At 45.8% G+C, this 14,707-nt stretch carries 4 protein-coding genes; 2 read left to right on the forward strand and 2 right to left on the reverse strand.

The genetic code is table 11. From position 1 onward, the window contains the following. Positions 1-46 precede the first annotated feature (46 nt). On the forward strand, positions 47-889 hold the full coding sequence (locus NLX73_RS24600; RefSeq protein ID WP_254327588.1) for a helix-turn-helix transcriptional regulator: 843 nt from the start codon (positions 47-49) through the stop codon (positions 887-889). A 171-nt stretch (positions 890-1,060) separates the two neighbouring features. Here the strand turns inward: NLX73_RS24600 and NLX73_RS24605 are convergent, their stop codons facing one another. Then, complete coding sequence (locus NLX73_RS24605; RefSeq protein ID WP_235306330.1) at positions 1,061-1,948, reverse strand: LysR family transcriptional regulator; 888 nt, start codon at positions 1,946-1,948, stop codon at positions 1,061-1,063. Positions 1,949-2,059: 111 nt separating this feature from the next. On the opposite strand from NLX73_RS24605, the gene NLX73_RS24610 reads away from it, so the two are divergent. Continuing rightward, positions 2,060-3,445: an MFS transporter gene (locus tag NLX73_RS24610; protein WP_254327589.1), complete on the forward strand. Its 1,386-nt coding sequence runs from the start codon at positions 2,060-2,062 to the stop codon at positions 3,443-3,445. 279 nt (positions 3,446-3,724) lie between these two features. Here NLX73_RS24610 and NLX73_RS24615 read toward each other — a convergent pair. After that, positions 3,725-14,707: non-ribosomal peptide synthetase (locus NLX73_RS24615; RefSeq protein ID WP_302055553.1), on the reverse strand; the 10,983-nt coding region annotated here is incomplete at its 5' end.

The raw sequence follows: 14,707 nt of genomic DNA on the forward strand, positions 1-14,707 counted from the left end.
GCTAATTGAATTACTTTTTTGCTAACTTACTCAAGGAGATGGATACGTGATTAAAATAGATTGTTATCTTCCTTCGCCTATTTTAAATAAAGGTGTGCTGTTTCCCGAATCATTAGGGCGTTACAAGAACTTCCCTAATCATGGGGAGCGAAGGAATGCAGGATTACTGAAAGAATACAATTTACATATCATTTTTGCAGGCAAAGGCGTTATTGTGCATGATGGGAAGGAAATCGAGCTTACCCCTGGCATGGGCTTTCTTTTCGACAAGCATACGACACAGCAATATCGAACAAAACCCGAGGATCCCTGGGATGTTCGATGGATTCATTTCGACGGGCAGGACGTAGATTCGCTATTACAAGGTCGAAGCATTCACGAACCGTATCTGTTCTCGCTCCACCGACCAGAACGTTTAAAGCCACTGATGGAAGAAATGCTGCAACTTGCCGAAGCTTACCGTCACGACTATGATGTACGGATCTCTTCCCTGCTTTATGAAGTTCTTCTGGAGATAGTCCACCATTCCCACCAAATTTTAGGAACCTCTCCCGGCGGCACCGTCCATGAGAGGATTCGTCATACGGCGGAATATATTCGTATGCATTGTCGAAACATGCTCGATTTGAAGACAATGGCTGCGACGTCAGGTTATAGCTCCTTTCATTTTAGCCGGCTCTTCCATCAGATCATGGGCAGTACCCCAGCTCAATATTTACTCCAATGCCGAATAACGCTGGCCAAACATCTCCTTGTATCCACGGCATTCACTGTAAAGCAGATTGCACTGGAAACTGGCTTTCATCAAAGCAGCTATTTTATCAAGAGATTTCGGGAGCATACAGGCATCACGCCGGAGCAGTTTCGCCAGCTGAGAAGGATGGGTTAGTACAATCTAAAAAACTCCTTCAATAGCTGGGCATGTGTGTATGGCAGCGTACAAATCGAAATTACAAATTTTGCAGTTGAATAAAAGAATAAGCGGCTGCTTAGGACGTTTGGTTAACATGTCCTACGCTACCGCTTCTGTTAATGTTTTTTATTTCGTTTATATATGGGATTAAATTGTCTGTTTGGATATCGCTCCGAAATATTCTACAACTACCTCACGGAATTCCAGAGCAGCCCGCGAAATATACCGACTCCTGTGCCATAATAAAGCGATCTCCCGTACCAATTCGTGATTTTCTACTTGAAGATATTTAAGATGTTCCCGTGAATTTCTTGCCGTGCTTGGTATGAAGGCTATGCCAATTTCAGCTTCCACAAGCGTACTAAGCCTTGCAGGTTCATCCCCCTCATACACATACTTAGGTATAAAACCTTCCGATTTGCATACAGAGTCCACTAAATCGCGAGTACCGTAGCCTCTCTTTACACCGACAAACCATTCATCCCTTAGATCTGTCAACGTTACACTGCTTCGATCCGCCAGCCGATGCCCCTTTGGAACAGCTACAAGGATTGGGTCGATAAACACGATTTGGCATTCGATGTCATCTCCCTCTATTGGAGGTGAGGACAAGCAAAAATCGACCTCTCCTCTATGAAGCAGCGTTACCATTTCCTGCGTGGTCAGCATTTGCACATGAAATTGAATATAGGGCCGCTTTTTCCGAAACTCTCGCAGAATATTGGGTAATGTGCTTGCGGTGGTCACTGCCAATTCGAGAGTGCCATGTTCCGGGCTGGATAAATCACTAAGCTCCTGCTTCCCCTGCTCCAATTCAAATAAAGCCCTCTCTGCACGGTGAAGGAATCTGCTTCCGAACTCATTCAATCGCAGTTTCCTCCCCGTTCGATCGAATAGAGGAACCCCCAGATCTTCCTCCAGGCGTTGAATCGTTTTGCTCAGCGACGATTGAGTAACGTGCAGACTTCGTGCAGCTTCGGTCACATGTTCCAAACGAGCTACCGTCAGAAAATATTGCAGTTGAAGAAGTTCCATTATGATCCCCCATTCATTCCCTCAAGTCAATGAGATTATAACATCAAATGCGTTGGAATAAATAACCGATTTCAAGTACGATGACATTAATTCGCTATGGGGGGACCAGAAATGAGCGTTCGCAGCTGGTGGTTAATGATTTCAGTTGGTCTAGGGATACTATTGAACCCATTAAATTCTTCGATGGTTTCTGTTGCTATTCCAAGTCTGCAAAATGTGTTCCAACTTGACTTTACAGGTGTTTCCTGGATTATTTTTTCTTTCTACATTGCAAGTAGCATCGCTCAACCTGTCATGGGAAAGGCCAGCGATTTATTCGGTCGTAGGAGGATATTTCTTTCTGGGCTTGTTGTAAGCTTCATTGCATCATTATTAGCTCCATTATCACCAAATTTCGGGTGGCTCATCGTGTTCCGCATTGTGCAATCCATCGGAACAAGCATGATGGTTGGGGTTGGAATGGCTATTGTTCGAATCCATATTACAGAGAAACCAGCAACTGCGCTGTCTGTTTTGTCCATATTCCTATCTGGAGCAGCAGCGATTGGCCCCTTTATTGGCGGTGTCTTGATTCATTGGTGGAATTGGCCTGCTATCTTTTTCATCAATATTCCGTTTGTGGTGGCCAGCTTTGTATTGGCTTGGCGGACTATTCCTAAGGACGAACTGCCAACATCCGTAGCACGCAACATGTCCTTTCGTAAATGGTTTGAATTTATTGATGCATTAGGAATTCTCCTCTTCACAGTGGCTTTGGTTACCCTGCTCGTTGGATTACTCTCAGCAAAATCATCTGGGCATATCTCGTTAGGAAATGTCATTGTTGGGCTGATAGGTCTCGTTGCGCTGGGGATATTCGTACGACATGAGTTAAAAGCGACATCACCCTTTATTCCTTTACGTACATTTGCCAAGTACCCTGCGATGACTTGGGTTAATGTTGAATTCATGCTCGTTAATGTACTATATTACTCGCTCTTTTTCGGGCTTCCGTCCTACTTGCAAATGGTACGTCATGTCAGTGAGTTCCAAACAGGCATTCTCATGCTAAGCTTAGGCTTGTGCTCGCTAATTACTTCTCCAATTGCAGGACAATGGATCGATAAATCAGGACCCCGACCGGCATTGCTGGTGTCCGCAATTCTGATGACATTGGGGTCAGTGTGGCTCGTGACATTGAATCCAACTTCACCGGTTATCAGCGTGTGTTTGGCTTTAGCTGCATTCGGTATTAGCAACGGTTTGAACAATGTAGGTATGCAAGCAGCCCTGTTCCAAAGTTCTCCAAAAGAAATAATCGGTGTAGCATCCGGATTATTTAATACATCCAGATATCTGGGAACCATTATCTCTTCATTATTGATAGCTATCGTAATGGGAGGTACGTTTAGCTTCAAGGGATTTCAAATGCTTGGGATTATCCTCACGGTAATTGCATTGTCTTTGGTATTCATGAGTCGGCAGCACTGGAAGTCAGCGCAATTGCATGAGTCGTAGGCCCACCAAGTTCATATCTCAAACCATTGCGCGGCACCAATCATCATGCATCCAATGTCATTTATTTGGCGTAAAGATCTACTACAACAAGTTTTAATTCAGCGACATTGCTACATAAAACTTCACTACATTCAAACCACAAAAGCCGTAAATCTCCGGGGTTATTGGAGACTTGCGGCTTTTGTGGTTTGTTTAGATTGCCCCAAAGCCATTTGAAAGCTTTGGGGCAGTTTCCGTATTTTGAACTCGGAGCTTGTTTTTAATGCCTAAAGTGAAAAATTAGGTGGACATTATTCCATTTCCATCTGTTACTAGTAAGTTCGCTAGCTCTGTTTCCAACATCGCTTTAACGATTTCTGGATTTTCTTCAAAAGGAAGTTCCAACGAGATTTGCAATACATTCTCCACATGCTGAACAGTAAAGAAAATGATTGAATCCCGATAGATGTCCCTCTCTTCTGGCTCGATATTTTTAAACAGCTGATATTTATCCGACGCTTCGCCAAGGTAATTGAAGACAATAGGTAGCTTATTCAGGCTATGCTTCAGATACCGGTTAGACTGCGGATACAACGAAGCCATTTCATCATTGTATATGAGATTTAGAAAATTCAGATTACGCGCTACGGCCAACTGCATACTGTTTCTGATCTCATGCCCATGTTCATCCACATCTGTAAGCAGTACAGGGATTTGGTCTATAAATTCACCTATAATATCAAAATACTGCTTGTCCTCGTATGCCCGGCCATAATTGGTGAGAAGAATAGGAATCTCGTCCACTTGCAAATATCTGCGGAAAAAGCGGTTAGCTAGTCGTATAGCCAAGTCCCACATGTCTCCGATTGCGTCAGAATCATTCCAATCTGCAAGTTCTACTGTCACATCTGTGCCCGTTGTATGGCTGCGCTCATCAATTGCGAGGACTACAGCGTCCGAAGCAGCAGCAAATGCGGACAAGCGAAATTTGTCGACAATCTCTTGATCGCCCATGCCCTGAGGTCCTTTGCGAACCTGACTCACATAATCACGGTAGCTTCCTGCTAGTTGCTCTTTTACATTGCTCATGTCATCATATGCACGGTACAACTCACTCTTAACGACCTCTCCGCTCATGCCATCATAGATGAGATGTGAACAAGGGAGCAGCAGCAAATGATCCCGTAAATTAAGGCGAACAAGCGCAATGCGATATAACAAGTTTCCGGTTGTTTCATAAGGGTTCATAAAGAATACAGGCAGTATATGTGAGAGTATACGATTTTGCATCTCTGCACCGTAGTTCGATAAATCTATCATTGGAATATCCATGCGCTCCTTCATGGACAACATTTCCCATTCCCATCCGACATCTGTTTGGACCAGCACACTTCTAAAGAGTTCATGACGCTCTATCAGGCGTTGCATGATTGCAGATAACCGTTCTACATCCAGCAGGTAACTATCAAAAGGAATGACACCTCCTGAGGATTGCGGATGCTCCAAATGATAATGTTGAGCGGGAGCAAGCGCATAGCGTTGTAAAGGCTCCCCTGCCAGCATCGTGCTGTTCCATTGGTCATTCATCCGCAGCAGATGTTCCAGCCATTCCTCAGCATGCCGCTTCACAGCTTCGTCGTCTACCATCGTATCTGTGTATAGCTTTTCACAGTCAGGTACTTGAGCAGCTGCTTCAAAAGGAAGCAAATGATGTGGATGAAGGTCAGGATGAAGGCGTGACAAAATGACTTCCTTCAGCGCCTCTGCTTGTATAGAATCGAAAGGATCTATGTGCAAAGTTAATTGATCTCGCCCTTCAACAGCTGTTGATTGGAAATGAGCATGTACGTCATAAGCCTTTTCGATGATGTCGATTGCCTCGGCAATATCACGTGTTAGCATACCCGACATTGAAGTGTCTGCTCGCATATACTCTGATATTTGGCGAATAGTCTGATATTGAAACACCTGATTAATCCCTATTTCAATGCCAATAGCCTGAGCCTGTGAAACCAATTGAATGGCTTTTAGGGAGTGTCCGCCTAAATCAAAATAGTTATCATCAATGCCAACAATACTGACACCCAGATTCTGCTTCCAAATATCTACCATGTGCCGTTCCATGCCGTTTCGCGGGGCTGCATATTCAACACCTGTTTGAATGTCTCCGTCCGGCGCAGGAAGCGATTTACGATCAATTTTTCCGTTAGTGGTCAACGGCATCTTCTCCAATTGAACAAAATAGCTAGGCAGCATGTACATCGGAAGATTGGGAACCAACGCTGCTTTAAGTTCCTGAATGGTCAGATCGCTATCAGCCACAAAATAAGCACATAAATCTTTTTGTCCTGATTCATTCTCACGAGCAATAACCACCGCTTTACGGATCACAGGCAGGTTCATTAATTGCGCTTCTACTTCTCCAAGTTCAATTCGGTAACCCCGAATTTTTACCTGATGATCCATCCTACCTAAATATTCAATATTTCCGTCTGCCATCCATCGCGCCAAATCTCCTGTGCGGTACATACGTTTTCCGGGTTGGAAGGGGTCTGCTATAAATTTCTCATCTGTCAGCTCACGATTTCCCATATAACCTCGCCCTACTCCATCACCACCAATGTAGATCTCGCCTGCAATTCCTATCGGAACCAACTTCCGATTCATATCCATAATATATACGTGCTGGTTAGCCATTGGCTTGCCAATCGGCACCGTATGTGTCCAAGCTGTCATCGTCTCCCCGTCAATGTCGTATGCAGTTGTGTCTACGCAGCACTCGGTAGGACCATAAACATTAGTTATTTGCGGACGATATCCGGGCCGGGTGCTCAAAAATGTTTTAACGAGATGACCGGGTAGCGCCTCTGCACCAAAAATAAAATGCTGTACATTCAGATCTGCAACGGAGTCTTGCATTTCCGTCAGCATATGCATGTGTGCAGGTGTACCATCAGTAAAATCAATACGTTGGGATCTGAAATAGTCAGCCAAACGATGACCATTGGTGCTAATCTCTCTCGGCACCACGTGAAGCGCATGCCCGAGAAGCAGGCATGGGAAAATTTGTTTCACTGATGCATCAAATACATACGGCGATAGCCATGCCATCCGCATTGGCGATTTGTATTTCTTATACACTTGTTGTCTAAATGCGGTTGTCATATTAACGACATTAGAGTGTTGAATCATCACTCCTTTGGGTTTACCCGTTGTGCCGGAGGTATACATCACATAAGCCAAATGGCCGGATTCACATACTTCAGCCAAATTGGAACCGTCTTCTGCGGATAGCCTATGACTATCAGGTGAAATGACTAGCACATCCGTCGGTACCTTCACGGCCATTTCCGGCTTTGCAATCAGAAGCTGGATATGGCTGTCTTGTAACATATAGAGTATACGTTCCTGCGGAAACTCAGGGTCGATAGGTACATATCCCCCACCAGCTTTTAAAATACCAAAAATCCCTACAATCATTTCGATAGAGCGCTCCATAATCATTCCGACCAATTGATCCGCCTGGACTCCTTCTGCTCTTAGCACGCGAGCCAGTTGGTTTGCACGCACATTTAATTCGTTATATGTGATCTGGCTATCTCCAAAAACTACAGCTACTTGATCTGGAGTCTTCTCTACCTGTTCTTCGAATAATTGATGAATGGTTTTTTCACTTGGGTATTTCACCGCGGTATTTCCCCAGACATCCAATATCATTTCGATTTCCTGTGGCGTAATGATCTCAATTTCAGAAAGCTTTGTCTGTGGTTCATCTACAACAGCTTTAATCAACTGGAGAAAGTGATCGGCCATTCGTTTAATCGTGCTTCTCTTGTACAGGCTATCGGCATATGTGAAGCTGAAAACCAAACCTTCAGAGCTTTCCATGGCCGTAAGTGTCAAATCGAATTTTGCCATATTCTGTTCGCCTGGGCACAGAGTAACCTGCAAGTCTTGGAATTCCGTCGTACCAGAGTCCATGTTATCTAGCTCAAAAAGAGTATCGAATAACGGATTCCGACTCAGGTCCCTCTGTACATTCAGCTTCTCCACCAGCAATTCAAACGGATAATCCTGATGCTCAAAGGCATCAAGCACCTGGTCCTTTACTTCCTGAACATATTCGTAAAATGACTTGTCCCCTTCAGGAAAGCTCCGCAATGCAAGCGTGTTGACAAACATGCCGACGACAGGCTGCAAATCGTGATGCTGTCTACCTGCAATAGGTGTTCCAACAACGATATCCTCCTGACCGCTGTACTTGAACAATAGGGTCTTGTAGGCTGCAAGTAATACCATAAATAAGGTAGCTCCCGCCTGCAAACTGATTTGTTTCAAACCGTCCACGTCCTGATGTGAAATGGCAAAGGAAACGGTGCTGCCCGAGGTGCTACGTGTTGCAGGTCTTTCAAAGTCGACTGGAATACCCAAAATCGGAATGTCGCCGCTCATCTGCTTCAGCCAGTATGCTTCTTGTTTTTCCATCCATGAGCTACCAATATCTCCTTGCTGCCATACCGCATAATCCTTGTATTGAATTCGCAAGGCCGGCAACGTTTTTTCTTCATACAGTGCGGGCAGCTCGTTCAGCAATATACTCATGGATACACCATCTGAAATCACATGATGCATGTCAAACATAAACCAATGACGCTGTGGAGATTCTTGCAATAGAGCAGCTCGAAGTAACGGTGCCTTCCCAAGATCAAAAGGTCTGATAAATTGTCTCATCATTGCTCTTGCTTCGTTCTCTCCGTGTCCCTGCATAGCCTCCAAAGTGAAATCGACATGGTCGTGAATCCGTTGTACCAGTTTATCATCTACGAATTCAAAAGAGGTTCGCAAAGTATCATGACGCTGAATTAATTGCTTAAGCGCTCTTTCTAATCTTAAAAAATTCAGTTCCCCTTCCATCAAAAGCATGGCAGACATATTGTAGTTATTCATGCTGCTCAAAACGTATAGTCTATTTTGAGTTATAGATGCCGGATAACTGTCTCTCAATTCGGCAACAGGAATCGCTGCAAATGGATTTGGTGACAATTCATGAACAGCCTGCGCCATTTGCTCAATTGTTGGAAAGTCAAATACATAACGCAACGGTAACTCAATATTCAGTTCTTTGTGAATTTTTGCGGCCAATGCAGTCGCACGAAGTGAATGTCCGCCAATGGCAAAGAAATTTTGATGAATTCCAACGGACGGAATGTCGAGTACCTCTCTCCAGATTTGTGCTAACTTCGCCTCCATGGCTGTGCGCGGCGCTGCATATTCTGCAGTCAAATCAGTATGTTCCTCGAATGCCGACAGTGCCTTGCGATCAATTTTTCCGTTCGGTGTCAGCGGCATGTTCTGCAGTTGTATAAAATACGACGGTACCATATAGTTCGGCAATTTCTCATTCAGCAAATTCAACATCATACTGCCGCTGATTTCTTTTTCAGCTACGTAGTAAGCGGCCAAATGATAGTCTCCCTGCTGATCTGCACGAGCCATGACAATAGATTCTTTAACACCGTCCACCTTGATAATTTGCGCTTCAATCTCACCGAGCTCAATCCGATACCCGCGGATTTTGACCTGATGGTCAATCCTACCCAAATATTCAATGTTCCCATCTGGCAACCATCGTGCCAAGTCACCTGTACGGTACATTCGCTCATAGCCAACTTCCTCTGCTGCAAACAGATTGGCTACGAATTTTTCTTTTGTCAGCTCTGGACGGTGCAGATAGCCGCGTGCCAGCCCCGGACCGGATACACACAGCTCACCAGGGACTCCTGCAGGTGAAAGATTTCCGTGTGTATCCACCATATACACGCGGTGATTAGATACTGGCCGTCCGATGGATATGATTCCACCTAACTCAGAATTTTCTTCCGATACCGGCCAAAGAGACGTTGCAACGGAATTTTCGGTAGGACCATACGCATTGTAATAAGCCACCCGGTCCTTCCATTTGGACACCAGTTCTGCGGTAGAGGCCGATCCTGCTGTAAGCAGAACACGCAAATCAGGCATGCGATCCGGGTTCAGGTATACAGCATAGTTTGGCGGCAGCGTTGCAATTGTAATTCTGCAGGCAGCCATGTATTGCTCGAAACGTTCATAATTCAAAATAGTCTCGGAGGAAGGTATATACAATGTCGCTCCGCATAGTAAAGACTGGATTATTTCCGAGCATGACGTATCAAACGAATAACTGGCAAACATGACAACCCGATCGGACAAGCCAATACTCAATTTTTGCTCGAAGTAGGTTTTAAGATTACTAAGACCGTGATGCTCAAGCATTACTCCCTTAGGCTGACCTGTCGTCCCGGACGTATAGATGACATATGCTAGATCGTTTGGACCCGATACAGCCTCCAGATTCGAACCGTTCTGATGATATACGGGCAGCATTTCCCCGCGTACATCCGCTTTTCTTGTATCGGAAGCGACTCCGTCCTGTTCACCGTCAAGCACCAGCACTTTGCCTCCAAACAGCACCTTTTCCGTCAGGTGCTGTTGCGTTAACAACAGTTCCGTACCTGAGTCGTCCAGCATGTAGCGGATGCGTTCCTCCGGATAGGTTGGGTCTATCGGGATATATGCTCCCCCCGCCTTCAAAATTCCCAATATGCCCACAATCATTTCTACGGAACGCTCTGTCATCAGACTAACCAGACTATCGGCTTTCACACCATAGCTGCGTAAAGTGCGGGCCAGACGGTTTGCGCGCTCGTTCAATTCATGGTAGGTCAATTGTTGACCTTCAAAATATATCGCTGTCTGATCCGAAGTCTGCAGAACCTGTTCCTCGAACAGTTCGTGAATTGTTTGTTCACGCGAATACTCTGCTGTGGTATTTCCCCACACCTGGATGATGTGCTCCCGCTCCTGCTTAGTCAACAGATCCATTGTCTCAATTAAACTATCCGGATTCGCTATAATTTGATCCAGCAACTGCAGTAGATGTCCTTGAATCTGCGACACACTCTGATGATCATACACCTGGGCATTGTAGGAAAAATCAATTCGTAGCGTATCTCCCTGAAGTACTATGATGCTTAAATCGTAGCTTTCTTGCTCAGTATTGGCCTCTTCCAAAGTAGTCTCAAACACCATTCTATGGCCAAAGAGGGCCAGTTGTTGCACTTTCGTTGTAACCAATTCAGACATTGGCAAATGTTCATATACCGCAGATTCATCGGTTTGCTGCTGCACACTTCTCATCAACCCGATAAAGTTAGCTCCTGCCTCGGTTCGAATGCGAACTGGTAAGGTGTGGTTACCCAGTCCAATTGAATGCTTCGAATCCAATTTATCTGTCAAAGGACTTGATATGGAACAAGCGAACACCACATCATCTGTACCGTTATACTTTTGTAATAAAATTCCCCAGGCTGTCTGCAGTAGCGTATTTGTCGTCACCTGCTCATTCAGTGCAATTCGCTGCAGTGCCACCGTTCGTTCAACATCCAAATTAATCTCCAGATGCTCTGTCTGATATGGACTGCGCCCCATCAGATTGGCATATGGCAATTGAGGTGCTTCTTCATAGCCTTCGAGCAGAGTACTCCAGTAGCGAGAAGCCTTTAGGATGTCCCTATGTTTTTTTAGAATCCCTTTGTCTTCTTCCGAAATCAGCGTCAATTCGCCCAGCTTAGTATTGGGATTGGCTACAACGGTTTTAACCAACTGTACAAAATGCCTTGCCATGCTTTCTACCGTTTCCCGTTTAAACAAAGATGTAGCGTACAGAAATTGGAGTTGAATAGATGCTTCCTCCTCATTAACTTCAAGCGTCAGATCGAATTTCGCAGAAACCTGATCTATGTCAAAAGAGCGGAAGAACAACTTGTCCAACTTCACTTCCTTTTTCTCCACATTCTGCAATACAAACATCGTGTCGAACAACGGATTACGGCTCATATCTCGTTTCAGGTCGAGCTTTTCCACCAGCTCCTCAAACGGATAATCCTGATGCGCATATGCTTGCAGTGCACACGTCTTGGCGTCCTCAATGCAGTTATAAAACGTCTGTTCAGCGTGAGGATGATTGCGTAATGCGAGCGTGCCGACAAACATACCGAGCATAGGCTCCAGGTCAGCATGCGGTCTACCTGCAATCGGAGTACCAACAATGATGTCTTCCTGCCCTGTGTAATAATGCAGCAATGCTGTGTATGCAGCCATAAGTACCATGTACAGCGTAGAATCCGTATGCACCGCCAGTTCTTTTAAACACTGAGTCAATTCCTGTCCCATTTCAAACTCAACAGCGTCACCTTTCGTACATCGTGTTACCGGACGCTCAAAATCAGTTGGCAAATCCAGTTGAGGCAAGTCACCACTAAATCTATTCAGCCAGTACTCTCCCTGACTCTTTATTCGCTCCTGCTGAGTTTTGCTATGCTGCCACACAGCATAGTCCGTATATTGAATACGCAGCGGAGATAATACTTCACCGCTATATAAGCGGGCAAAATCACCAGCTAATATTTCAATGGATACTCCGTCTGAAACGATGTGGTGCATATCAAGCATCAATAAGTGCTGCGGCTCCTGTCCTTCCTCGTCCAATCCCAATTTAACCAGCTTTACACGTAGCAACGGAGCGATCCTCAAGTCAAATGGGCGTACAAAGGAACGGGCATGTTCTTCTGCTAAATTTTCAAGCATAAGTTCATTGGATTCTGTCCGCAGTTCTGATATTGTGGCATATTCCAACTCAAAGTGAATCGTATCGTGCACCCGCTGCATCGGCACACCATTCACCAGTTCAAAGCTTGTCCGGAGTGACGCATGACGTGAAATTAATTGACGGAATACCTCTTCCACCTGATTCACATCTATCGGACCGATTACTCTCAGTGCTGATGTGGTGTTATAGCTTATTCCATCCGGATCCAGCTGGTGAAGCACATACATCCGTGTCTGTGCGAAAGAAAGCGGGTAAGTGTCGCGTTTTTCCGCCACCGGAATGGATGCATATGTGATTTGATCCTGTTCTTCAAGCAAGGCCGCCAATTGCTCGATTGTCGGTGCCTCAAATATGTTTTGCAAATCCATCGGTCTGTTTAAATCTTTGCGAACTCTAGAAGTTAGTGTCGTCGCCCGCAGCGAATGACCACCAATTTCAAAGAAATTTTCGTTGATGCCTACTTGCGGTAGACCCAGCACATCCTGCCAGATGTCTGCCAATTTTATTTCCATCCACGTTCGCGGTGCAACATGGTCGGCCAAACGAACTTCTGGTATCGGTAGCGCCTTACGGTCAATTTTACCGTTTGGTGTAAGAGGTACGTTCTGCAACTGAATGAAATGTGAAGGGACCATATAATTCGGGAGTTCTTCATTTAACATCTTGCGAAGCTCGCTCCCCGTCACTTCCCGTTCCGCCACATAATAAGCAACGAGTTCGTGTTGGTTTTGGCTATTGGCATGTGCCAGTACGATGACCTCTTGCATGCGATCTGCCTTCAGCATAGTCGACTCAACTTCGCCCAGTTCAATGCGGTAACCGCGAATTTTGACCTGATGGTCAATCCGACCCAGGTACTCAATGTTGCCGTCAGGCATCCATCTCGCCAGGTCGCCTGTCCGATACATGCGTTCATAGCCCGCTTCCCCACCTGTAAACGGATTGGTCACAAATTGTTCAGCCGTTAATTCTGAACGGTGCAGGTATCCGCGTGCCAACCCTGGGCCGGATACGCACAGTTCACCTGGGATTCCTGTCGGTGCAAGTTGCCCATGTGCATCGACCATATACACGCGGTGATTTGGTACAGGACGTCCGATTGAGATGGATACCCCTGCTTCGGACCCTCCCGGTACTGGCCAAACAGACGTTGCTATGGAATTTTCCGTTGGACCGTAGGCGTTAACGTAGGTCACACCGTCTCTCCATTTGCTGACTAGCTCAGTACTGGTCGCCGATCCGGCCGTGAACATGATGCGTAGTTCCGGCATTCGTTCAGGGCTCAAGTATATGGCATAGGTTGGGGGCAGCGTTGCAATTGTAATGTGATGATCCGCCATATACTGCTCAAACTTGTCATAGCTGAGAATGGTTTCTGATGTCGGGATACATAAAGTGGCCCCGTTGAAGAGCGCCTGAAGCATTTCCCAGCATGCCGCATCAAAGGAAAAGCTGGCGAACGATACAACACGGTCGGAACTGCTGATCCGCAATGTTTCCCTGAAATACGTATGCAGATTGCAGAGTCCACGATGCTCGAGCATGACTCCCTTAGGCTGGCCTGTCGTTCCAGACGTATAGATTACATATGCTAGGTTATGAGGACCGGATATAGCGTCCAAATTCGTACCATCCCTGTGATATACGGACACGGGTTCTCCTTTTGCTTCAGCCGTACTTGCATCCGCACTGCCTTCGCCCAGTTCTGCATCCAACAGCAGGACCTTGCCCCTAAATTCCACTTTTTCAACCAAATGCTGCTGCGTTAACAGCAGTTCCGTACCTGAATCGTCCAGCATATAACGGATGCGGTTCTCCGGATAAGTCGGATCGATCGGAATGTAGGCGCCCCCTGCCTTCAAAATACCCAAGATGCCGACAATCATGTCAATCGATCGCTCTGTCATCAGGCCGACTAGGCCGTCTGCTATCACACCGTTACTGTGTAAAGTTCGCGCCAGACGGTTCGCTCGCTCATTTAATTCACGGTAGGTCACTTGTGCTCCTTCAAAATATACCGCTACCTGCTCTGGTGTCTGCTTGACCTGCTCCTCAAACAACCCGTGAATCGTCTGCTCACGTGGATATGCTGCTATCGTGTCACACCAAGCACCCAGCATTTGCTCGCGTTCCTGAGGGGTTAATATATCCAGCTCGCAAATCCGACCAGCTGGATTGATCTTGATTTGCTCCAGCAGTTGCAGCAAATGCCCCCGGATCTGTTCTACCCTTTCATAGTCATATACCTGGGCGTTGTAACCAAAATGAACTCGCAGCGTCTCTCCCGGTAACACCACGATATTAAAATCATAATTCGTCTGCTCAACCGCTCCTGCTCCGGTTATTTTAAAATCAGCTTCCTCTCTTTCACCTAATTGCTCAATTTGTTCATCCACCGGATAGTTCTCAAATACCATAATATGATTAATCAGTTCCACTTTCTGCTCTGCCTGTGCCTGAATCTCATAGAGTGGGAACGTTTCGTATGTTCCCGAAGCAAGCGCCTGTCGCTGAGTCTGCTTCATCAGCTCTGTAAATGCTGTTGCTTGTCCGCCTTGAATACGGACGGGGACCGTGTTAATGAATAGTCCAAT

The sequence above is a fragment of the Paenibacillus sp. CH40 genome (genome assembly GCF_024213605.1).
Classification (GTDB): domain Bacteria; phylum Bacillota; class Bacilli; order Paenibacillales; family Paenibacillaceae; genus Paenibacillus; species Paenibacillus polymyxa_B.

Coding starts and splice junctions, on each gene's coding strand:
- NLX73_RS24605 (WP_235306330.1), bottom strand. CDS start 1,948: ATGGAACTTCTTCAACTGCAATATTTTCTGACGGTAGCTCGTTTGGAA.
- NLX73_RS24610 (WP_254327589.1), top strand. CDS start 2,060: ATGAGCGTTCGCAGCTGGTGGTTAATGATTTCAGTTGGTCTAGGGATA.